This is a genomic window from Staphylococcus sp. FSL K6-3157 (genome assembly GCF_038005145.1).
GTDB lineage: Bacteria > Bacillota > Bacilli > Staphylococcales > Staphylococcaceae > Staphylococcus > Staphylococcus equorum.
On record NZ_JBBOSM010000001.1, the window covers coordinates 1,062,928 to 1,084,438 of the forward strand.

Annotated in this window: 12 protein-coding genes, 29 tRNA genes and 3 rRNA genes; 41 read left to right on the forward strand and 3 right to left on the reverse strand. The window is 37.6% G+C overall.

Annotated elements, in window-relative coordinates; translation table 11 throughout:
- The first annotated feature begins 8 nt into the window (after positions 1-8).
- Together MHB47_RS05005 and MHB47_RS05010 are read left to right on the forward strand one after the other, a co-directional pair.
- The gene (locus MHB47_RS05005; protein WP_340755483.1) at positions 9-1,541 is read left to right on the forward strand and encodes an ATP-binding cassette domain-containing protein; all 1,533 of its coding nucleotides are present in this window, start codon (positions 9-11) and stop codon (positions 1,539-1,541) included.
- A 9-nt stretch (positions 1,542-1,550) separates the two neighbouring features.
- Complete coding sequence (locus MHB47_RS05010; protein WP_107515427.1) at positions 1,551-2,393, forward strand: sugar ABC transporter permease; 843 nt, start codon at positions 1,551-1,553, stop codon at positions 2,391-2,393.
- Between the two features lie 114 nt (positions 2,394-2,507).
- Here the strand turns inward: MHB47_RS05010 and MHB47_RS05015 are convergent, their stop codons facing one another.
- The gene (locus MHB47_RS05015; RefSeq protein WP_107515428.1) at positions 2,508-3,485 is read right to left on the reverse strand and encodes a metal-dependent hydrolase; all 978 of its coding nucleotides are present in this window, start codon (positions 3,483-3,485) and stop codon (positions 2,508-2,510) included.
- A gap of 127 nt (positions 3,486-3,612) precedes the next feature.
- On the opposite strand from MHB47_RS05015, the gene mutY reads away from it, so the two are divergent.
- From mutY to MHB47_RS05030, 3 genes are all read left to right on the forward strand, one after another.
- Positions 3,613-4,659: an A/G-specific adenine glycosylase gene (gene mutY / locus MHB47_RS05020; RefSeq protein WP_340755486.1), complete on the forward strand. Its 1,047-nt coding sequence runs from the start codon at positions 3,613-3,615 to the stop codon at positions 4,657-4,659.
- Positions 4,660-4,726: 67 nt separating this feature from the next.
- Positions 4,727-5,269 carry a nucleoside tri-diphosphate phosphatase gene (gene ntdP / locus MHB47_RS05025; protein WP_002507222.1) on the forward strand — a complete coding sequence of 181 codons (543 nt, stop codon included), beginning with the start codon at positions 4,727-4,729 and terminating at the stop codon, positions 5,267-5,269.
- A gap of 208 nt (positions 5,270-5,477) precedes the next feature.
- The gene (locus tag MHB47_RS05030; protein ID WP_002507223.1) at positions 5,478-7,214 is read left to right on the forward strand and encodes an ABC transporter ATP-binding protein; all 1,737 of its coding nucleotides are present in this window, start codon (positions 5,478-5,480) and stop codon (positions 7,212-7,214) included.
- A 115-nt stretch (positions 7,215-7,329) separates the two neighbouring features.
- Here the strand turns inward: MHB47_RS05030 and MHB47_RS05035 are convergent, their stop codons facing one another.
- Complete coding sequence (locus MHB47_RS05035; RefSeq protein WP_002512520.1) at positions 7,330-8,424, reverse strand: FUSC family protein; 1,095 nt, start codon at positions 8,422-8,424, stop codon at positions 7,330-7,332.
- A gap of 75 nt (positions 8,425-8,499) precedes the next feature.
- The gene (locus MHB47_RS05040; protein WP_340755488.1) at positions 8,500-9,789 is read right to left on the reverse strand and encodes a glutamate-1-semialdehyde 2,1-aminomutase; all 1,290 of its coding nucleotides are present in this window, start codon (positions 9,787-9,789) and stop codon (positions 8,500-8,502) included.
- A gap of 82 nt (positions 9,790-9,871) precedes the next feature.
- Here MHB47_RS05040 and MHB47_RS05045 point away from each other — a divergent pair, with 82 nt between their 5' ends.
- The 36 genes from MHB47_RS05045 to MHB47_RS05220 all read left to right on the forward strand — a co-directional run bounded on the left by MHB47_RS05045 (position 9,872) and on the right by MHB47_RS05220 (position 21,501).
- Positions 9,872-10,327: a peroxiredoxin gene (locus MHB47_RS05045; protein ID WP_002507226.1), complete on the forward strand. Its 456-nt coding sequence runs from the start codon at positions 9,872-9,874 to the stop codon at positions 10,325-10,327.
- Positions 10,328-10,333: 6 nt separating this feature from the next.
- A complete protein-coding gene (locus MHB47_RS05050; RefSeq protein ID WP_340755490.1) occupies positions 10,334-11,284 on the forward strand; it encodes a phosphoglycerate dehydrogenase in 951 nt (316 codons plus the stop codon).
- A 95-nt stretch (positions 11,285-11,379) separates the two neighbouring features.
- A complete protein-coding gene (perR, locus tag MHB47_RS05055; protein WP_002512518.1) occupies positions 11,380-11,838 on the forward strand; it encodes a peroxide-responsive transcriptional repressor PerR in 459 nt (152 codons plus the stop codon).
- Between the two features lie 715 nt (positions 11,839-12,553).
- Positions 12,554-14,106 (forward strand): 16S ribosomal RNA (locus MHB47_RS05060).
- A gap of 104 nt (positions 14,107-14,210) precedes the next feature.
- A tRNA-Ile gene (locus MHB47_RS05065) sits at positions 14,211-14,287 on the forward strand.
- A 22-nt stretch (positions 14,288-14,309) separates the two neighbouring features.
- Positions 14,310-14,385: transfer RNA gene (locus MHB47_RS05070), tRNA-Ala, on the forward strand.
- A gap of 197 nt (positions 14,386-14,582) precedes the next feature.
- Positions 14,583-17,506: ribosomal RNA gene (locus MHB47_RS05075) — 23S ribosomal RNA — on the forward strand.
- A gap of 82 nt (positions 17,507-17,588) precedes the next feature.
- Positions 17,589-17,703: ribosomal RNA gene (gene rrf / locus MHB47_RS05080) — 5S ribosomal RNA — on the forward strand.
- The 16S, 23S and 5S rRNA genes sit together here with 29 tRNA genes alongside, the layout of an rRNA operon.
- A gap of 9 nt (positions 17,704-17,712) precedes the next feature.
- Positions 17,713-17,788, forward strand: a tRNA-Val gene (locus MHB47_RS05085).
- A gap of 13 nt (positions 17,789-17,801) precedes the next feature.
- Positions 17,802-17,877, forward strand: a tRNA-Thr gene (locus MHB47_RS05090).
- A gap of 6 nt (positions 17,878-17,883) precedes the next feature.
- Positions 17,884-17,959, forward strand: a tRNA-Lys gene (locus tag MHB47_RS05095).
- Positions 17,960-17,972: 13 nt separating this feature from the next.
- Positions 17,973-18,054, forward strand: a tRNA-Leu gene (locus tag MHB47_RS05100).
- Positions 18,055-18,057: 3 nt separating this feature from the next.
- Positions 18,058-18,132: transfer RNA gene (locus MHB47_RS05105), tRNA-Gly, on the forward strand.
- A 7-nt stretch (positions 18,133-18,139) separates the two neighbouring features.
- Positions 18,140-18,225, forward strand: a tRNA-Leu gene (locus MHB47_RS05110).
- 23 nt (positions 18,226-18,248) lie between these two features.
- A tRNA-Arg gene (locus MHB47_RS05115) sits at positions 18,249-18,322 on the forward strand.
- 8 nt (positions 18,323-18,330) lie between these two features.
- Positions 18,331-18,404: transfer RNA gene (locus tag MHB47_RS05120), tRNA-Pro, on the forward strand.
- 17 nt (positions 18,405-18,421) lie between these two features.
- Positions 18,422-18,497: transfer RNA gene (locus MHB47_RS05125), tRNA-Ala, on the forward strand.
- Positions 18,498-18,525: 28 nt separating this feature from the next.
- A tRNA-Met gene (locus MHB47_RS05130) sits at positions 18,526-18,599 on the forward strand.
- Positions 18,600-18,626: 27 nt separating this feature from the next.
- Positions 18,627-18,700: transfer RNA gene (locus MHB47_RS05135), tRNA-Ile, on the forward strand.
- Positions 18,701-18,712: 12 nt separating this feature from the next.
- Positions 18,713-18,805, forward strand: a tRNA-Ser gene (locus MHB47_RS05140).
- 42 nt (positions 18,806-18,847) lie between these two features.
- Positions 18,848-18,940 (forward strand) — tRNA-Ser (locus tag MHB47_RS05145).
- A gap of 13 nt (positions 18,941-18,953) precedes the next feature.
- Positions 18,954-19,025, forward strand: a tRNA-Met gene (locus MHB47_RS05150).
- 12 nt (positions 19,026-19,037) lie between these two features.
- Positions 19,038-19,113 (forward strand) — tRNA-Asp (locus tag MHB47_RS05155).
- A 10-nt stretch (positions 19,114-19,123) separates the two neighbouring features.
- A tRNA-Phe gene (locus tag MHB47_RS05160) sits at positions 19,124-19,196 on the forward strand.
- Positions 19,197-19,207: 11 nt separating this feature from the next.
- Positions 19,208-19,283 (forward strand) — tRNA-Thr (locus tag MHB47_RS05165).
- A gap of 7 nt (positions 19,284-19,290) precedes the next feature.
- A tRNA-Tyr gene (locus MHB47_RS05170) sits at positions 19,291-19,374 on the forward strand.
- A gap of 17 nt (positions 19,375-19,391) precedes the next feature.
- A tRNA-Trp gene (locus tag MHB47_RS05175) sits at positions 19,392-19,465 on the forward strand.
- Positions 19,466-19,467: 2 nt separating this feature from the next.
- Positions 19,468-19,540, forward strand: a tRNA-His gene (locus tag MHB47_RS05180).
- A gap of 11 nt (positions 19,541-19,551) precedes the next feature.
- Positions 19,552-19,623: transfer RNA gene (locus MHB47_RS05185), tRNA-Gln, on the forward strand.
- A 9-nt stretch (positions 19,624-19,632) separates the two neighbouring features.
- A tRNA-Cys gene (locus tag MHB47_RS05190) sits at positions 19,633-19,706 on the forward strand.
- 7 nt (positions 19,707-19,713) lie between these two features.
- Positions 19,714-19,788, forward strand: a tRNA-Gly gene (locus tag MHB47_RS05195).
- Between the two features lie 18 nt (positions 19,789-19,806).
- Positions 19,807-19,881, forward strand: a tRNA-Gly gene (locus MHB47_RS05200).
- 18 nt (positions 19,882-19,899) lie between these two features.
- Positions 19,900-19,974, forward strand: a tRNA-Gly gene (locus MHB47_RS05205).
- Positions 19,975-19,993: 19 nt separating this feature from the next.
- Positions 19,994-20,068, forward strand: a tRNA-Gly gene (locus MHB47_RS05210).
- Between the two features lie 41 nt (positions 20,069-20,109).
- Positions 20,110-20,195, forward strand: a tRNA-Leu gene (locus tag MHB47_RS05215).
- A 223-nt stretch (positions 20,196-20,418) separates the two neighbouring features.
- Positions 20,419-21,501, forward strand: coding sequence for a PTS transporter subunit IIC (locus tag MHB47_RS05220; RefSeq protein ID WP_340755492.1), 1,083 nt, complete (start codon positions 20,419-20,421; stop codon positions 21,499-21,501).
- The last annotated feature ends 10 nt before the right edge of the window (positions 21,502-21,511 follow it).

Here is a 21,511-nt window from a genome sequence, read left to right on the forward strand (position 1 = left end):
AAGATAGGATGGGTAGTTCAATTATATTAAAGTTACTAAATGTAACTCATTATTATAGAAATAAAAAATCCTCCAAATGGTATTTACCATTTGGTTATGATGAAGAAGATATAGAATTGAATAATTTTAACCTCCATATCTATCAAGGTGAAGCTTTAGGGATAATAGGTGAACCGGGTTCTTCTAAATCATTAATAGGGCGTTTATTAAGTGGTGAAATACAACCCGATAAAGGAAAAGTCGTTATAAAAAGAGACTTGTTTTTTGCTGATATTGAAGATAAATTATTGCAACATACTTCTGTAAATGAGTTTGTGGCTAATGCGGTCATATTGTTTCAATATAAAACTTCGGATCATAAAGTAGAGCAAATTATAAGGTATGCACACCTTGAAGATAAAGCGGATGTTAAAGTTAGCCGATTAACTGATTCACAATATGCACAATTATTATTTGCATTAGCAAGAACTTCAAAAGCAAGTATTATTATTTTTAATCATATATTACAATTTTTAGATGAATCTTTTATCGAAAAAGCAATTGGACTTACAGAAGAATACATAAATCAAAATTCAACAATTGTGATGATCGATGATGATGTTCAACGTATAGCTCAGACGAGTAATTACATTGCCTGGGTCTCTCATGGTCAACTTAGAATGGAAGGCTCTTTAAATCAAGTATTACCAGTATTTAAAGACCATGAGAAAGATAGATTGTCATTGGAAGATGAACAAGAGAAGGCGAACTTTGATGTTGATTGGAAAAAAAGTAGAACAAGAACGCCGGAATTAACATACAATTTCAAACGTATAGAAAGATATAATCATGTGAAACCACCTGTTGCATTCGTTAGATTTTGGACGTGGCTTTCAGTATTTGTAGTTGGCTTATTATTTATGGCAGTTTTAATGTTTAATAATGTTGGGAAGTTACAGATTGGACAAAATATTGATCAAGCCTCAATACAAAATCAAAATAAAGATCCATATGAACAAATGCTAGGTTACGCTATCGTATTAGATGAATCTATTACTGTGGAAGATATGGAAAATGGAAATAAACAAAAAATAAATCAGTATGGTTTTGTAACAATTACTGCTGAAAATAATGAGAATTATAGAATTGATGTAGACAATAAACATTATAAGGTTGCTAAAAATAAAGTGCGATTCTTTGAACCAGCAGCTTTATATGAAGAACATAGTTCTAAAACATTAGCACCATACATGCATAATAACTATATTAATTTTTATGAATTTTTCAACAGTCATTTGCATAAAAAACATAGTACAGTAACAGAAGGGCTTGTTCCAGAAAATAATAAGGACAATCGCTTTGTAGTACCTATAGTACAACAACCTATTTCTATGATTTTTAATGACGAAAATAAACTTAAAGGCTTTACATTCCCTATTAAGAAGAAGGAAGAATTAAAAGAAAAGTTCGATATTGAAAATAATTTCTGGATTACTAAATCTGGAGAAGGCTATTTTATGGCTGATTTAAAAAATAATAAATGGATATATATTGAATTGTAGGTGTAAAGAATGATTGATAGTATAATTAGTTTTTTTAAAAACGTGCCATATCTTAGCACACAAGCATATCACCGATTAAAATCACAGTGGGTATGGCTTGTCATACCATTTTTATCAAGCTTGGCATTGCTATTTTTATTAATGTTAATATTTAAAATAAAAGGCACTGAAGAACTAATTCAAGCTCGTGCCTATTTTAGATTGGCTGGGTTAACAACTTTTGCTTATATTTGGATTGCTGTATATCGAAGCTATAACACTTATAAAATTGATTACTTTACTGGTAAGCTATTTAACTTGAATCCAATATTTCAAAATGTTGTTATAGCAATCATTACGAGTATAACAATGTTTATAACTTTAATTATTATGATATATGCAACACCTGTTAATATTGAAAGTTCTATACCCTCTACGTTTTATTACGTTGTAATGTCGATGCTATTCATGATACTTGTATCGACAATATTAGGTCTTTCAGCTATTGTTCGTCGCAAAATCAATGTCATGTTTTATGTGATTTCATTAGTAATGTTTTTTATTGTTCCAATACTCTTTATACCAACAAGTAATACGACACTGGTCTCGCACATATTAATGTTGAATCCACTATATTACCTTATTGAAGGTGTTTCACAGTCGGTCGTACTTGGTGCGTTAAGCTTGAATAATATACCTTATCATTTATATTATATATTATTTTTAGCAATACTTTGTGTAGTTATTTTTGCTAAATATCGAATAATGGCACACAGAAAATATTTGTACGCAGTTCCTGATGAAACCATTGTTTCGCATTCAGATACCGATGAAAATATGATTGAAGCGGATGACTTAAACGAAAAAGATTAAAGATTATGCATTATTAATTAAACTAAAATAAGAAAAGAACTGGAAAAATTCGTTATCAATCAACGAATTTTTCCAGTTCTTATTATATTTAGAGGTATTAAATTCTTTAACGTGTTATTTTGCAAATAATTTTTTCTGTAATTTATCTTCGCTAAAGACCCAACCGATATAAGAATGATCGATAGTCATGTCATCGTCTAAATGGGCAATAGCTACAAAAGAATAATGTCCATTTTTTAAATAACGTAAATCAATTAATCTGATTTCGGTTGTTTCATCATCTAATTTTCTAGCTTCCCAACGATAAATAGTAGAGAAGTTAAGGAATGTTTTAATATTTTTATCGCCTTCAACATATTGCATTAAATCATCACTTGGAAATGGATGACGTTTTGATTTGTCACTAAATACAATGTTTCTACCAAAACTACGTCCCACATAATCATGTTCTTCAGTTTGTATTGCAACACGCCATTGCATGAAGCGAATTGTCGGAGCTACAAATACTTTTACTGGATTATGTTCTTGTTGAATTTGTTTTAGAGCTTGTTGTTTAATCACAGCTTGCATTCTAAAGCGAATGATATAATATACTACAAGAATAGCGATAATTGGGAAAAACACAAGATATGGATGAATCCCAACTAACCAAAGCAGTATTCCGATACACCACAAGATAAATATAATTGGATCAAACGTATTAATTACACTGAGTTGTATCCATTTGTTAGTAATAGGCCTTAGCGCTTGTGTACCATAAGAATTGAAAATATCTACAAACACATGTAGAAATACTGCAAGCTGAGCCCATAGCCAAACATGTGTTATATCAACGTTTTTGAAAAATGTAAAAATTAATAAAGTAATTAATAAAGGCCATAATATCGTAAAGGGTATTGAATGTGTAATACCTCTATGATTTGATATATAGGTAGCGTTATCTTTTAATTTAAAAACAGTGTCGCCATCAGGTATTAAAGAGCCAACTACTAATGTGGTAGCTGTGGCTACAAATGATCCTGCCATTGCCGGGTCTTGAGTAGCTAATGCTGTTAAACCGATACCCATGACAATATGTGTGCCTGTATCCATAAGTATTCAACTCGTTTCATGTCAATAATATATATTCATTATAATCTAATATCATAAATAATAAAAATAACATACTAAAATTTATTTTGAAATTTTTAAGAATTACTAATAGAAAGAGATGTGTAAAATGTTTAATGAGTCAAAATTCAAGAATAATCTCGTTACATGGTTTGACGAACATCAACGTGAAATGCCCTGGAGAGAAACCTCTAATCCATATTATATATGGTTGAGTGAAGTAATGTTACAACAAACCCAAGTTAAAACGGTTATAGATTACTATCATAGATTCATTCATCGCTTCCCAACTATTACTGAGTTAAGTCAAGCACATGAAGATGAAGTGCTCAAATATTGGGAAGGCTTAGGCTATTACAGTAGAGCACGTAATTTTCACACGGCAATAAAAGAAGTACATGAAAGTTACAACGGTGTCGTACCAGACGAACCGGTGACATTTGGAAAGTTAAAAGGTGTAGGCCCTTATACACAAGCAGCAGTTATGAGTATTGCTTTCGACAAACCTTTAGCAACTGTGGATGGAAACGTCTTTAGAGTATGGTCACGACTAAACAATGATGAGAGAGATACGAAATTGCAATCAACACGTAAAGCATTTGAGAATGAATTACAACCATACGTTGAGCAAGATGCCGGTACATTTAACCAAGCAATGATGGAATTAGGTGCATTGGTATGTACACCGAAAGCTCCATTATGTTTATTCTGTCCGGTTCAAGATCATTGTGAAGCATTTGAACAAGGGACAGTTCAATCATTGCCTGTAAAAACAACAAAAGTTAAGAAGAAACATATAAAACAGCATGTTTATCTTCTTCAAAATGAAGATAATGCTTATTTAATTGAAAAACGCACACAAAAATTATTAAATAATATGTGGGAATTTCCAATGTACGAAGCAGAGGAAGATAAGCATATCAACACAGTATTGGGGACACAAGTGATATTTGATCAAACACCTGCATTTAAATTAAAACATCAATTTACACATATCACGTGGGATATTGAAGTGTTTATATCTCAAGAAAAAGTGTATAAAGATGACATTGTTTTACCAGAGAATATGGTGTGGATGCAGTTAACAGAAAAAGAAGACTTTAATTTTCCTGTAAGTATGACAAAAATATATAATTTCATAACTAAACATTGTTAGATTCGGTGTTGTACCTTGAGGTATGTTATAATTCTATATGTGAAATTAAGAAAAGGTGGTGTGGAGCATGGTAAAAGAATCCATACCTAAAGAAGGTCAGACAATTAAGATTCAAAGTTATAAACATGATGGTAATATTCATCGTGTTTGGTCTGAAACTACTATATTAAAAGGTACGGAAGATGTTGTTATCGGTGGGAATGATCATACGCTCGTCACAGAAAGTGATAGTCGTACATGGATTACGAGAGAGCCTGCAATTGTATATTTTCATTCTGAATATTGGTTTAACGTGATATGTATGTTTAGAGAAGATGGCGTTTATTATTATTGTAATTTATCTTCACCATTTGTTTGTGATGAAGAAGCTTTAAAATATATCGATTACGATTTAGATATTAAAGTATATCCAAACGGTAAATATCATTTACTAGACGAAGATGAATACGAGCAGCATATGAAACAAATGAATTATTCATCTGATATCGACGTGATTTTAAGAAGAAATGTAGATATTTTACAGCAATGGATTGAACAGAAGAAAGGTCCGTTTGCTCCAGACTTTATTAAAGTTTGGCGAGAACGATACAAAAAAGTTAGAAATTATTAAGCAGATTTAATGTTTTTAATTTAATTATCATTTATAGTGATATGAATGTGAACAATACAAACAAGAAAAAATTAAGTTTGCTATAAAATATTCGTATTCGCAAATGAAATTGTCAAACAACTTTAGATAGTGCATAAATTAGCAGCCTAGTTGGACCTTCAACATAGGCTGTTTCATTTGCAAATATAGTGTGGGGAGGAATCGTTTTATGATTCGCAGATATTTACAATTTGTTCGACCATATAAATGGCGAATCATTGCCACTATACTTGTAGGTATTCTAAAATTTGGTATTCCGATGCTGATTCCATTATTAATTAAATATGTCATTGACGATATTATCAATAATGGCGCTATAACAGTAGAAGAAAAAATCACAAAATTATTAGTTGCAATGGGTATAGCAGCGTTTATCTTTGTGATAGTAAGACCACCAATTGAGTTTTTAAGACAATATCTAGCACAGTGGACAAGTAACAAAATTTTATATGATATACGTAAAAAGCTTTATCATCATTTGCAAGCTTTGAGTTCAAGATTTTATGCGAATAACCAAGCAGGGCAAGTTATTTCAAGGGTTATTAATGATGTTGAGCAAACTAAAGATTTTATATTAACTGGTTTAATGAATATATGGCTTGACTGCATAACTATTATTATTGCATTAACTATTATGTTCTTCTTAGATGTCCAGTTAACTTTAGCCGCACTTATTATATTCCCTGTATATATTTTAACTGTGTATTTCTTCTTTGGTCGTTTGAGAAGTTTAACAAGAAAGAGATCACAAGCATTGGCAGAAGTACAAGGATTCTTACATGAACGTGTACAAGGGATGTCAGTTATAAAAAGTTTTGCGATTGAAGATAATGAAGCAGGAAATTTTGATAAACATAACCAAAATTTCTTACAAAGAGCGTTTAATCATACGCGTTGGAATGCTTATTCATTCTCAGCAATTAATACGGTTACAGATATTGGACCTTTAATCGTTATTGGTACAGGTGGGTTCTTAGCAATCAATGGATCGATAACAGTAGGTACTTTAGCTGCTTTCGTGGGCTATCTTGAACAACTATTTGGTCCTCTCCGTAGATTAGTTTCTTCATTTACAACATTGACACAAAGTTTTGCGTCAATGGACCGTGTATTCCAACTTTTAGATGAAGATTACGACATTAAAAACAAAAAAGGTGCACTGCCAATAGAAATAAAACAGGGACACATCGAATTAACTAATGTTAAGTTTAAATATGATCAAAATGAAGCAAATATCCTTAAAGATATTAATTTAGAAATTAATCAAGGTGAAACTGTGGCATTTGTTGGTATGAGTGGTGGAGGAAAATCTACTTTAATCAATTTAATACCTAGGTTCTATGATGTTACCGAAGGCGAAATAAAAATTGATGGTACCAATATCAAGTCATATTTAACAGGTAGCTTGAGAAGACAAATTGGCTTAGTTCAACAAGATAATATATTATTCTCGGATACAATTAAAGAAAATATATTATTAGGTAAACCAGATGCTTCAGATGAAGAAGTTATTAACGCTGCTAAAATGGCCAATGCGCATGATTTTATCATGGAATTATCTCAAGGTTACGATACAGAAGTAGGCGAAAGAGGGGTTAAACTCTCTGGTGGACAAAAACAACGTGTCTCTATTGCCCGTATCTTCCTAAATAATCCGCCAATTATTATTTTAGATGAAGCGACGAGCGCGCTTGATTTAGAAAGTGAGTCTATCATTCAAGATGCCTTGAGTGTATTAAGTGCAAATCGTACAACACTTATTGTTGCCCACAGATTATCTACAATCACACATGCTGATAAAATTGTTGTTGTAGAAAATGGTGAAATTGTTGAAAGTGGTTCACATTCAGCATTATTAGCTAAAAAAGGTGCATACGAACATCTATATAGTATTCAAAATTTATAGTCAGTAAATATTTAAAAGCGCACTCGGTATTTTAACGTATACTGAGTGCGCTTTTGCGTTAAACGATAAAAATACCCTTTGAGCAGATGGAAATTAAGCTCAAAGGGTATTTTATTTATAAATCGAAGTCTTCTTCTAGTATATCAATTTCATTATCATTTCGATGGTACGTGAAGAAACTAATACGTAGTCTATCTAAATGTTCTAAAATATAACGATATTCTTCAATTGCTGAAATAATTTGCATAATATTAGTATATGAGTACATTGATTGATAAGGATTTTGAATGATTTCTTTTTGAAATGCATCCATCAAATCTTTCTTCTGTGGATTTGAAATCTGACTATCAAGTTGATCTACATCATACCGTGCCTTTTTTGAAAGACTGATGAAGATTTGTTCGTGATATGCAATCAATGTGTCTATTTCTAATTTAATCTGCAAAAGTAATTCATTATTTAAATTATGAAGGTCATTTTGATAACGATTCATTTTTCTCAACACTTCATAGGCTCTCCGAGTGCTACGGACTAATTCTTTAAAAAGAATTTTTTTCCTATTTTGTGCATACAGTTGCTTTTTAGTCCATGGTTTTTCTTCTGAATAATAACCTAAAGTTTCTTCGAGTTTATCAATACGAGTAACAATTAACCCTCTATCTTCTTTAATGTGATGATACTCAGAGGTGTCATTTAAAACCAATTTAAACCATACAAAAATATCAGAACAGATATTCAATGAATTATAGTAAATTTTAGATTCAAATTTAGGTGGTAGAAATAAAAGGTTTACTGCTGAAGAACTAAGCACACCAACCATAACAAGTACAAATCTATAAAAGGCAGAAACATAAAAGTTACCAGTATGTTGTCCCATAATAATTAAAGCAGTTATACTTGCTAGCGTAGCAACATGTTCCAATTTGAAACGAAACAGGATTGCAATTAATAAAATTACTGTAACACCCATGATTACAATATTATTCCCAAATATCGTAACCATCACTACTGCTAAAACAGCACCAACAAGGTTACCTATTGCTCGTTCCCCAATTGTTTTTATTGAACGAAAAACACTTGGTTGCATTGCAATGACAGCACTGACTGCAGCAATGGCTTTTAAACCAGCTTCATCAGGTAATAGAGAAGCGATAAACAAAGCAAGTATAATTGCGATACCTGTTTTGAGAATACGGGCTCCTAATTTCAAATGTACCGCTCCTTAATATATTTAATAAAATAATGTTTATACTTGTTATACAACGATTGGGTGTAAAATTCAAGTTTATACCATTTGACTAAATGCATAATCTACCGCTTTTAATGTTGAATCAATGTCTTCATCCGTATGTTCAGTAGTTAAAAACCAAGCTTCAAATTTAGAAGGAGCAAGATTAATACCTTGATTTAGCATTAATTTAAAGAATTTAGCAAATGCATCTCCATCAGTATTTTCAGCCTGAGCATAATTTTCTACTGTTTCATCTGTAAAATATAATGTTAGGGCACCATACACTCTATTTACTGTAGCAGTAATATTATGTTTTTTAATTAATGAAAGCAACCCATCCTCTAAACGTTTACCTAATGCATCTAATTTTTCATAAACGCCTTCTTGCTCTAATACTTCTAGAAGTGCAATGCCAGCTTTCATGGATAGTGGATTGCCTGCCATGGTACCAGCTTGGTATGCTGGACCTAAAGGTGCTACTTGTTCCATAATATCTTGCTTTCCTCCATATCCACCTATAGGTAAACCGCCACCAACAATTTTACCGAAGGCTGTTAAATCAGGATATACATTATAAAGATCTTGTGCGCCACCGTAATGGAAACGGAATGCTGTAATGACTTCATCATATATAACTAAGCTTCCATTATTATGAGTAAGTTCGTTTACTTGTTCTAAGAAACCAGGTTTAGGTTTAACCATGCCAAAATTACCAACAATAGGTTCAACCAATACGGCAGCAATATCTTCACCCCAATAGTCAATAGCTTCCTTATAAGCATCAATATCATTGAAAGGAACTGTGATTACTTCTTGAGCGACACTTTCAGGAACACCAGCAGAATCAGGTGAACCTAGTTGAGAAGGCCCACTACCGGCAGCAACTAAAACTAAATCAGAGTGACCGTGATACTGACCAGCAAATTTGATAATTTTAGTTCTTTTAGTATAAGCACGGGCGACACGGATTGTAGTCATAACTGATTCTGTACCTGAATTAACAAATCTAATCTTTTCTAATGAAGGCATAGCATCACGTAATTTTTTAGCAAATTCAATTTCTAGTTCTGTAGGCGTACCATATAATACACCTTGTGCAGCCTGTTCTTGAATAGCTTTAGTAATATGTGGATGTGCATGACCAGTAATAATAGGGCCATAAGCTTGTAAATAATCAATGTACTTATTTCCATCTACATCAAACAAATATGCACCTTGACCAGAGCGCATCATAACTGGTGCGCCACCGCCAACTGCCTTATATGAGCGAGAGGGTGAATTGACTCCTCCTAGAATATACTCATTAGATAATTTTTGAAGTTTTTCACTTTCAGTAAATTTCATACATATCAACCTCTTTTAATTTAATAATTTCGTCTATTATCGTATCATAAAATTAAGAATAAAAAGGAATAGGGTGAGTTAAATGTTAAGAAAAGGCGATCAATTTCCATCATTTAAACTAGAAAATCAAAAGGGAGAGTTTATTTCTAATGAATCTATAAAAGGAAGTAAAGCTGTACTTTACTTTTATCCAAGAGATAATACACCTACATGTACTACTGAAGCATGTGATTTTAGAGATAATTTAGCAATCTTTAATGATTTAAATGCCAAAGTGTATGGTATTAGTGGAGATAGTAAAAAGAAACACGAAAATTTCAGCCAAAAACTAGATTTAAACTTTGATTTATTAGTGGACGAGAATTATGAACTGTCAGAAGAAGTGGGTGTCTATCAATTGAAGAAATCATTTGGTAAAGAATCGATGGGTATTGTAAGAACTACATTTGTTATTGATGAAGATGGTATTATAATAGATGTAATTGAAAAAGTTAAAGTTAAAACACAAATGGATGAACTAAAAGAAATCTTGGGGTGAACATAGATGAAAGCTGTCAGTTTGAAACGAATGGGAGATTTAGAATCTAAATTAATAGAAGCATATCCAGCTGTCGAATTTGTATTTACAGAGGGTGTTTCTGAAATAGAAGAACAAGATAAGAAAGATTTAGATATAATATTCGGCTATGATGGTAAACTTAATCAATCATTTTTAGAAAATTGTCCAAACCTTAAATGGATGGCATGGTATTCAACAGGTGTGAATAGTTTACCTTTAGATTATATTGATAAACATAATATATTACTTACTAATGGTAAAGGTATACATGCCAAGCAAATGTCAGAATTTATTATAGCTTATATATTAGATGACTATAAAAAAATGAGGACTTCCTATATTAATCAACAAAATAGATATTATGATTCAAAACTTACGGGCTCAAGAGTGAGTGGAGAAACAATTTTATTTCTAGGTACAGGAAGTATCGCTCAATATACGACAAATATTGCAAACGCAATGAATATGAAAGTCATTGGTATCAATACAAATGGTCATTCAGTAGAGGGATTTAGTAAGACCTTCGCATTAAATGAACTTTCTAATGCTTTAACCGAAGCGGACATAATTGTTAACACACTACCTGAAACTGAGCAGACTATACACCTCATAACAAAAGCGCATTTCGAATTAATGAATGAAACAACATTATTTATAAATGTAGGCAGAGGGACAATTGTTGATGAAAGTGTATTAATTGAAGCTTTAAAAGAAAAACAAATTAGACACGCATATATAGATGTGTTCGAAAATGAGCCTTTAACTCCAAGTAATGAATTATATTCATTAGATAATATTACTATTACTGCGCATATCACAGGTAACGGCAAAGAAAATATGAGTGAGGTTACGGATATATTCATTAAAAATCTTAACCATTTTCTCAATAAGGGACATTTAATTGAGAATGAAGTGGAACCTAAACAAGGCTATTAAAGACTTTTAAGCAATGAAGATTGACATTTCACACATCAAACAGTTATATTTATATTAAGTAATAATTATTCTTAAATAGAAAGATGGTGAGTGAAATGAGTGCAGAGATGGAAACAGTTGAACATCAACTAGAACATTCAATTGCGTCTTTAAGAAATAATGGCATTAGAATAACACCTCAACGACAAGCAATATTGAAATTTTTAATTGCTTCAGAGACACATCCTACAGCCGATGAGATTTATCAAGCACTTTCACCTGATTTTCCAAATATAAGTGTTGCTACAATATATAATAATTTACGTGTTTTTAAAGATATTGGTATAGTAAAAGAATTACCATACGGAGATTCTTCAAGCCGTTTTGACTTCAGTACACATAATCATTATCACGTTATCTGTGATAATTGTGGAAAAATAGTGGATTTCCATTATCCACAACTTGATGAAGTAGAACAATTAGCGCAGCACGTAACAGACTTTAATGTAACGCATCACCGTATGGAAATATATGGGTTATGCAAAGACTGCCAAGATAAAAGAAACAGCCAATAGAAGAAAGAAAACATTATCTAGTATCCAGCTATACTAATGATATAAGAAAAGGGAAAACTCATTTTTAAAACAAATGAGTTTTCTTTTTTCTTTGTACTTACTTATTTATATTGAATATGTTGAATGATGGTAAACTAGAAAAGTTGAGTACATACGGTAATGGCGCCGTTTCTTATTGATATGCATTCTAGTTCCTTCTATATATAACAGAAAGTAAAACAACATCATTAAGTTAAGAAATATGCCGATATATTTACACTAAATAAACTTTTAATACATAAAAACAATAAATAGACATCACAAAGGTAAAATTTAACTAAAAAGATTACTGGAAATTATTGACGGTTGTGAATAAACTTGATATTATAAAAAAGTCGTCGAAACAAGACACAATAGCAAAACAACCGAGTCAACGAAGTTTTTACAAAGTGTAAATTTGACACTTGTTAAATCAGTTAAAAGGATATACAATATTAAATGTTGAGTTAAAAAACGCAACAAACTTAATAAATAAAAAAAGAAATTTATTATTGACTTAACAAAAACTTAATGTTATAATTATTTCTTGTAACGCATTAACACAGTAATGAACATTGAAAACTGAATTGCAATATGTCAACGTTAATTCCGAACACAACATTAAATTGTTGGTTCAAACGTGTTAGAGATAACACACAAATTAGTATTTTATGAGCTAATCAAACATCATAATTCATTTATGGAGAGTTTGATCCTGGCTCAGGATGAACGCTGGCGGCGTGCCTAATACATGCAAGTCGAGCGAACAGATAAGGAGCTTGCTCCTTTGAAGTTAGCGGCGGACGGGTGAGTAACACGTGGGTAACCTACCTATAAGACTGGAATAACTTCGGGAAACCGGAGCTAATGCCGGATAACATTTGGAACCGCATGGTTCTAAAGTAAAAGATGGTTTTGCTATCACTTATAGATGGACCCGCGCCGTATTAGCTAGTTGGTAAGGTAACGGCTTACCAAGGCAACGATACGTAGCCGACCTGAGAGGGTGATCGGCCACACTGGAACTGAGACACGGTCCAGACTCCTACGGGAGGCAGCAGTAGGGAATCTTCCGCAATGGACGAAAGTCTGACGGAGCAACGCCGCGTGAGTGATGAAGGTTTTCGGATCGTAAAACTCTGTTATTAGGGAAGAACAAATGTGTAAGTAACTGTGCACATCTTGACGGTACCTAATCAGAAAGCCACGGCTAACTACGTGCCAGCAGCCGCGGTAATACGTAGGTGGCAAGCGTTATCCGGAATTATTGGGCGTAAAGCGCGCGTAGGCGGTTTCTTAAGTCTGATGTGAAAGCCCACGGCTCAACCGTGGAGGGTCATTGGAAACTGGGAAACTTGAGTACAGAAGAGGAAAGTGGAATTCCATGTGTAGCGGTGAAATGCGCAGAGATATGGAGGAACACCAGTGGCGAAGGCGACTTTCTGGTCTGTAACTGACGCTGATGTGCGAAAGCGTGGGGATCAAACAGGATTAGATACCCTGGTAGTCCACGCCGTAAACGATGAGTGCTAAGTGTTAGGGGGTTTCCGCCCCTTAGTGCTGCAGCTAACGCATTAAGCACTCCGCCTGGGGAGTACGACCGCAAGGTTGAAACTCAAAGGAATTGACGGGGACCCGCACAAGCGGTGGAGCATGTGGTTTAATTCGAAGCAACGCGAAGAACCTTACCAAATCTTGACATCCTTTGAAAACTCTAGAGATAGAGCCTTCCCCTTCGGGGGACAAAGTGACAGGTGGTGCATGGTTGTCGTCAGCTCGTGTCGTGAGATGTTGGGTTAAGTCCCGCAACGAGCGCAACCCTTAAACTTAGTTGCCAGCATTTAGTTGGGCACTCTAGGTTGACTGCCGGTGACAAACCGGAGGAAGGTGGGGATGACGTCAAATCATCATGCCCCTTATGATTTGGGCTACACACGTGCTACAATGGACAATACAAAGGGCAGCTAAACCGCGAGGTCATGCAAATCCCATAAAGTTGTTCTCAGTTCGGATTGTAGTCTGCAACTCGACTACATGAAGCTGGAATCGCTAGTAATCGTAGATCAGCATGCTACGGTGAATACGTTCCCGGGTCTTGTACACACCGCCCGTCACACCACGAGAGTTTGTAACACCCGAAGCCGGTGGAGTAACCATTTATGGAGCTAGCCGTCGAAGGTGGGACAAATGATTGGGGTGAAGTCGTAACAAGGTAGCCGTATCGGAAGGTGCGGCTGGATCACCTCCTTTCTAAGGATATATTCGGAACATCTTCCTTGAGAAGATGAAGAGGAATGACATTGACATATTGCATTCAGTTTTGAATGCTCATTACGAGTATTCAACATCGAAATGGGCCTATAGCTCAGCTGGTTAGAGCGCACGCCTGATAAGCGTGAGGTCGGTGGTTCGAGTCCACTTAGGCCCACCATTTAGAATTTTATAAGCACTATGGGGGCTTAGCTCAGATGGGAGAGCGCCTGCTTTGCACGCAGGAGGTCAGCGGTTCGATCCCGCTAGTCTCCACCATAAAGAATTTAATTTGTACATTGAAAACTAGATATGTAAGTAAAATTTATGATTTTACCAAGCAAAACCGAGTGAATTAGAGTTTTAAAAAGCTTGAATTCAAAAAAATAGAAATAATCGCTAGTGTTCGAAAGAACACTCACAGATTAATAACATTTTAGGTTTTCAACCGATTTTATCGTGTTGAAGGTCGAAAAGATTAAGTTATTAAGGGCGCACGGTGGATGCCTTGGCACTAGAAGCCTACGAAGGACGTTACTAACGACGATATGCTTTGGGGAGCTGTAAGTAAGCTTTGATCCAGAGATTTCCGAATGGGGAAACCCAACACGAGTTATGTCGTGTTATCGATATGTGAATACATAGCATATCTGAAGGCAGACGCGGGGAACTGAAACATCTTAGTACCCGCAGGAAGAGAAAGAAAAATCGATTCCCTGAGTAGCGGCGAGCGAAACGGGAAGAGCCCAAACCAACGAGCTTGCTTGTTGGGGTTGTAGGACACTCTATACGGAGTTACAAAAGAACAAATTAGACGAATCATCTGGAAAGATGAATCAAAGAAGGTAATAATCCTGTAGTCGAAAGTTTGTTCACTCTTGAGTGGATCCTGAGTACGACGGAACACGAGAAATTCCGTCGGAATCCGGGAGGACCATCTCCCAAGGCTAAATACTCTCTAGTGACCGATAGTGAACCAGTACCGTGAGGGAAAGGTGAAAAGTACCCCGGAAGGGGAGTGAAATAGAACTTGAAACCGTGTGCTTACAAGTAGTCAGAGCCCGTTAATGGGTGATGGCGTGCCTTTTGTAGAATGAACCGGCGAGTTACGATTTGATGCAAGGTTAAGCAGTTAATGTGGAGCCGTAGCGAAAGCGAGTCTGAATAGGGCGTTGAGTATTTGGTCGTAGACCCGAAACCAGGTGATCTACCCATGACCAGGCTGAAGTTCAGGTAACACTGAATGGAGGGCCGAACCGACTTACGTTGAAAAGTGAGCGGATGAGTTGTGGGTAGCGGAGAAATTCCAATCGAACCTGGAGATAGCTGGTTCTCTCCGAAATAGCTTTAGGGCTAGCCTTAAGTAATGATTATTGGAGGTAGAGCACTGTTTGGACGAGGGGCCCTTATCGGGTTACCGAATTCAGACAAACTCCGAATGCCAATCAATTTTATCTTAGGAGTTAGAACGCGGGTGATAAGGTCCGTGTTCGAAAGGGAAACAGCCCAGACCACCAGCTAAGGTCCCAAAATATATGTTAAGTGGAAAAGGATGTGGCGTTGCCCAGACAACTAGTATGTTGGCTTAGAAGCAGCCATCATTTAAAGAGTGCGTAATAGCTCACTAGTCGAGTGACACTGCGCCGAAAATGTACCGGGGCTAAACATATTACCGAAGCTGTGGATTGTCCGTAAGGACAGTGGTAGGAGAGCGTTCTAAGGGCGTTGAAGCATGATCGCAAGGACATGTGGAGCGCTTAGAAGTGAGAATGCCGGTGTGAGTAGCGAAAGACGGGTGAGAATCCCGTCCACCGATTGACTAAGGTTTCCAGAGGAAGGCTCGTCCGCTCTGGGTTAGTCGGGTCCTAAGCTGAGGCCGATAGGCGTAGGCGATGGATAACAGGTTGATATTCCTGTACCACCAAATTTCGTTTTAAGCGATGGGGGGACGCAGTAGGATAGGCGAAGCGTACTATTGGATTGTACGTCCAAGCAATGAGACTGAGTGTTAGGCAAATCCGGCACTCTTAAGGTCAAGTTGTGATGGGGAGAGGAAATTGTTTCCTCGAGTCGTTGATTTCACACTGCCAAGAAAAGCCTCTAGCTAGAATTTTGGTGCCCGTACCGCAAACCGACACAGGTAGTCAAGATGAGAATTCTAAGGTGAGCGAGCGAACTCTCGTTAAGGAACTCGGCAAAATGACCCCGTAACTTCGGGAGAAGGGGTGCTCTTTAGGGTTAACGCCCAGGAGAGCCGCAGTGAATAGGCCCAAGCGACTGTTTATCAAAAACACAGGTCTCTGCTAAACCGTAAGGTGATGTATAGGGGCTGACGCCTGCCCGGTGCTGGAAGGTTAAGAGGAGTGGTTAGCTTCGGCGAAGCTACGAATCGAAGCCCCAGTAAACGGCGGCCGTAACTATAACGGTCCTAAGGTAGCGAAATTCCTTGTCGGGTAAGTTCCGACCCGCACGAAAGGCGTAACGATTTGGGCACTGTCTCAACGAGAGACTCGGTGAAATCATAGTACCTGTGAAGATGCAGGTTACCCGCGACAGGACGGAAAGACCCCGTGGAGCTTTACTGTAGTCTGATATTGAAATTCGGTACAACTTGTACAGGATAGGTAGGAGCCTTTGAAACGTGAGCGCCAGCTTACGTCGAGGCGTTGGTGGGATACTACCCTTGCTGTGTTGGATTTCTAACCCGCACCATTTATCATGGTGGGAGACAGTGTCAGATGGACAGTTTGACTGGGGCGGTCGCCTCCTAAAGAGTAACGGAGGCGCTCAAAGGTTTCCTCAGAATGGTTGGAAATCATTCATAGAGTGTAAAGGCATAAGGAAGCTTGACTGCGAGACTTACAAGTCGAGCAGGGTCGAAAGACGGACTTAGTGATCCGGTGGTTCCGCATGGAAGGGCCATCGCTCAACGGATAAAAGCTACCCCGGGGATAACAGGCTTATCTCCCCCAAGAGTTCACATCGACGGGGAGGTTTGGCACCTCGATGTCGGCTCATCGCATCCTGGGGCTGTAGTCGGTCCCAAGGGTTGGGCTGTTCGCCCATTAAAGCGGTACGCGAGCTGGGTTCAGAACGTCGTGAGACAGTTCGGTCCCTATCCGTCGTGGGCGCAGGAAATTTGAGAGGAGCTGTCCTTAGTACGAGAGGACCGGGATGGACATACCTCTGGTGTACCAGTTGTCGTGCCAACGGCATCGCTGGGTAGCTATGTATGGACGGGATAAGTGCTGAAAGCATCTAAGCATGAAGCCCCCCTCAAGATGAGATTTCCCAACTTCGGTTATAAGATCCCTCAAAGATGATGAGGTTAATAGGTTCGAGGTGGAAGCATAGCGATATGTGGAGCTGACGAATACTAATCGATCGAAGACTTAATCAAATTTAAAAAGTGTTTTGTTTGGCATTATCAAATTTTACTTACTATCTAGTTTTGAATGTATAATTTTTTATACAGTTCATTGTCTGGTGACAATGGCAAGGAGGTCACACCTGTTCCCATGCCGAACACAGTAGTTAAGCTCCTTAGCGCCGATGGTAGTCGGACTTACGTTCCGCAAGAGTAGGACGTTGCCAGGCAATTTATACGGAGGATTAGCTCAGCTGGGAGAGCATCTGCCTTACAAGCAGAGGGTCGGCGGTTCGAACCCGTCATCCTCCACCATTTATTTTTAATAGCCGGCCTAGCTCAACTGGTAGAGCAACTGACTTGTAATCAGTAGGTTGGGGGTTCAAGTCCTCTGGCCGGCACCATGTTTTGAGCCATTAGCTCAGTTGGTAGAGCATCTGACTTTTAATCAGAGGGTCAGTGGTTCGAGCCCACTATGGCTCACCATTATTTTAATATCGCGGGTGTGGCGGAACTGGCAGACGCACTAGACTTAGGATCTAGCGCCTCACGGCGTGGGGGTTCGACTCCCTTCACCCGCATATGCAGAAGTAGTTCAGCGGTAGAATACGACCTTGCCAAGGTCGGGGTCGCGGGTTCGAATCCCGTCTTCTGCTCCATTATTTTGCCGGGGTGGCGGAACTGGCAGACGCACAGGACTTAAAATCCTGCGGTGAGAGATCACCGTACCGGTTCGATTCCGGTTCTCGGCATTATCCCATAAAAATAGAATTATGCGCCCGTAGCTCAACTGGATAGAGTACTTGACTACGAATCAAGAGGTTACAGGTTCGACCCCTGTCGGGCGCACTATTTTACGGGAAGTAGCTCAGCTTGGTAGAGCACTTGGTTTGGGACCAAGGGGTCGCAGGTTCGAATCCTGTCTTCCCGATATCCTTAAAATAATATGGGGGCTTAGCTCAGATGGGAGAGCGCCTGCTTTGCACGCAGGAGGTCAGCGGTTCGATCCCGCTAGTCTCCACCATATATTTAAATGCAATCTAAATTACAACGGCGGCGTAGCTCAGCTGGCTAGAGCGTACGGTTCATACCCGTGAGGTCGGGGGTTCGATCCCCTCCACCGCCACTAATTATTAGTTGTAAATTATATTTAGGACCTTTAGCTCAGTTGGTTAGAGCTAACGGCTCATAACCGTTCGGTCGCAGGTTCGAATCCTGCAAGGTCCATATAATTTTTTTGGAGGAATACCCAAGTTCGGCTGAAGGGATCGGTCTTGAAAACCGACAGGAGCTTAACGGCTCGCGGGGGTTCGAATCCCTCTTCCTCCGCCATTTTTATAATAATTGAATATAATTTATTTACCTAATATTTTTGGAGGAATACCCAAGCCCGGCTGAAGGGATCGGTCTTGAAAACCGACAGGGGCTTAACGGCCCGCGGGGGTTCGAATCCCTCTTCCTCCGCCATTAATATTATTACCGCGGGATGGAGCAGCGGTAGCTCGTCGGGCTCATAACCCGAAGGTCGGTGGTTCAAATCCGCCTCCCGCAATTTTTTATTTTAGGTCCCGTAGTGTAGCGGTTAACACGCCTGCCTGTCACGCAGGAGATCGTGGGTTCGAATCCCATCGGGACCGCCATTATTGTTATGGTTCAGTAGCTCAGTTGGTAGAGCAATGGATTGAAGCTCCATGTGTCGGCAGTTCGACTCTGTCCTGAATCATTTTAATGCAAGCCGGCCTAGCTCAACTGGTAGAGCAACTGACTTGTAATCAGTAGGTTGGGGGTTCAAGTCCTCTGGCCGGCACCATCTTTTTGGAGGGGTAGCGAAGTGGCTAAACGCGGCGGACTGTAAATCCGCTCCTTCGGGTTCGGCAGTTCGAATCTGCCCCCCTCCACCATATAACTTTAATTTAATAGGGGCATATTTCAACGGTAGAATACAGGTCTCCAAAACCTTTGATGTGGGTTCGATTCCTACTGCCCCTGCCATGGCGGTTGTGGTGAAGTGGTTAACACATCGGATTGTGGTTCCGACACTCGTGGGTTCGATCCCCACCATCCGCCCTTTGTATTTTTGGGCTATAGCCAAGCGGTAAGGCAACGGACTTTGACTCCGTCACTCGTTGGTTCGAATCCAGCTAGCCCAGTTTTTTATTGGCGGCATAGCCAAGTGGTAAGGCAGAGGTCTGCAAAACCTCTATCACCGGTTCAAATCCGGTTGCCGCCTCCATCAATATGCGGGAGTAGTTCAATTCTTAGAACACGTTCCTTCCCGGAACGAGGTATAGGTGTAAGTCCTATCTTCCGCTCCAAATTTAATTATATCCCATGCGGGAGTAGTTCAACTTTCAGAACACGTTCCTTCCCGGAACGAGGTATAGGTGTAAGTCCTATCTTCCGCTCCAAATTTAATTATATCCCATGCGGGAGTAGTTCAACTTTTAGAACACGTTCCTTCCCGGAACGAGGTATAGGTGTAAGTCCTATCTTCCGCTCCAAATTTAATATTATTTTCATGCGGGAGTAGTTCAACTTTTAGAACACGTTCCTTCCCGGAATGAGGTATAGGTGTAAGTCCTATCTTCCGCTCCATTGATACTTCCACATAGGAAGTTTTTTATTTATTTAATTGGGCCGGCGTGGCGGAATTGGCAGACGCGCGGGACTCAAAATCCCGTTCCATTGATTTGGAGTGTCGGTTCGATCCCGACCGCCGGTATATATAACGTACTTAGATGTACATGTTAAGCAATCTCATAAGATGGGATTGCTTTTTTATGTTTAAAGTTTGTTAAATGCTAATGCCTTTAATTATTTTACTCAATTGCTTAATATCATTTTATAACATAAGCTATGCAATATTAATATAATTAAAGTAAATATTGTAGTTTTTGGTAAAGTATAATATTATTAGTCTAATGTTATATTTGGAGGAAAATTCAATGGTTAAAACTAAATCAACCAAAATTAAAACAACTAAACCAAATGGAAGGCAATTTTTTGCTAATATCTTACAAGCTGTTGGTGCAGGGGTAGTTATTGCGTTAATACCTAATGCATTATTAGGTGAACTATTAAAATTCTTTAAAGAAGGTAATGAATTATTAGAAACAATATATCAATTAGTAGTTTTGATTCAATCATTTATGGCTTTTATTATAGGTGTGTTAGCTGCACATCAATTTAAATTTAATGGTGCAGGGGCTACGATGATAGGTGTTTCTGCTATGTTAGGTAGTGGAGCTGTTAAAATTACTCCTGATGGGTTTATACTAAATGGTATTGGTGATATTATTAATACTATTTTGGTTGTAATTATTGCTTGCTTTTTATACTTAATATTACAGAATAAATTGGGCTCATTAGAAATGATCTTGTTACCAGTCATAATTCCTGTGGTAAGCGGAATTATTGGTCTATATACATTAAGCTATGTATCTAATGTTACAAAAGGTTTAGGCCATATAGTGCATTCATTCACTGAACTCAATCCATTATTGATGTCAGTGTTAATATGTGTGACTTATTCATTGCTGATGGTAACGCCAATATCGGTAGTAGCTATTGCAACAGCAATTAGTCTATCTGGACTAGGTAGTGGTGCAGCTAATATGGGAATTGTTGCAGCCTGTGTTACATTCCTATTTGGATCAATAAGAGTTAATGGTGCTGGTGTGAATCTAGTATTAATTATTGGTGCAGCTAAGATGATGATACCTGTCTATTTCAGACATTTAATTATCGCGATACCCTTAACAATTAATGGTATTATAGGTGGCTTGATTGCTTACTTTATTGGGATTGAAGGTACACCGATGTCAGCTGGTTTTGGTTATACCGGACTTGTAGGGCCAATTAACGCCTTTAACCGTATGTCTGGAGATCCAACAATGAATATCATATTATTAATTTTTGGTTATTTCATTATTCCTTTTGTTGCAGCATTTTTTGTTCATGAGTTATGTAAAAAATTCATTGGTAAATATACTGATGACATATACAGTTTTGAAATTCCTAAACAGTAATTTTAATTGA

What these genes read in the sequence shown, in the direction of transcription:
- MHB47_RS05045 (WP_002507226.1), top strand. Translation starts at nt 9,872, where the DNA reads ATGTTAAGAAAAGGCGATCAATTTCCATCATTTAAACTAGAAAATCAA.
- MHB47_RS05040 (WP_340755488.1), bottom strand. Translation starts at nt 9,789, where the DNA reads ATGAAATTTACTGAAAGTGAAAAACTTCAAAAATTATCTAATGAGTAT.
- ntdP (WP_002507222.1), top strand. Translation starts at nt 4,727, where the DNA reads ATGGTAAAAGAATCCATACCTAAAGAAGGTCAGACAATTAAGATTCAA.
- MHB47_RS05005 (WP_340755483.1), top strand. Translation starts at nt 9, where the DNA reads ATGGGTAGTTCAATTATATTAAAGTTACTAAATGTAACTCATTATTAT.
- MHB47_RS05010 (WP_107515427.1), top strand. Translation starts at nt 1,551, where the DNA reads ATGATTGATAGTATAATTAGTTTTTTTAAAAACGTGCCATATCTTAGC.
- MHB47_RS05030 (WP_002507223.1), top strand. Translation starts at nt 5,478, where the DNA reads ATGATTCGCAGATATTTACAATTTGTTCGACCATATAAATGGCGAATC.
- MHB47_RS05050 (WP_340755490.1), top strand. Translation starts at nt 10,334, where the DNA reads ATGAAAGCTGTCAGTTTGAAACGAATGGGAGATTTAGAATCTAAATTA.
- perR (WP_002512518.1), top strand. Translation starts at nt 11,380, where the DNA reads ATGAGTGCAGAGATGGAAACAGTTGAACATCAACTAGAACATTCAATT.
- mutY (WP_340755486.1), top strand. Translation starts at nt 3,613, where the DNA reads ATGTTTAATGAGTCAAAATTCAAGAATAATCTCGTTACATGGTTTGAC.
- MHB47_RS05220 (WP_340755492.1), top strand. Translation starts at nt 20,419, where the DNA reads ATGGTTAAAACTAAATCAACCAAAATTAAAACAACTAAACCAAATGGA.
- MHB47_RS05015 (WP_107515428.1), bottom strand. Translation starts at nt 3,485, where the DNA reads ATGGATACAGGCACACATATTGTCATGGGTATCGGTTTAACAGCATTA.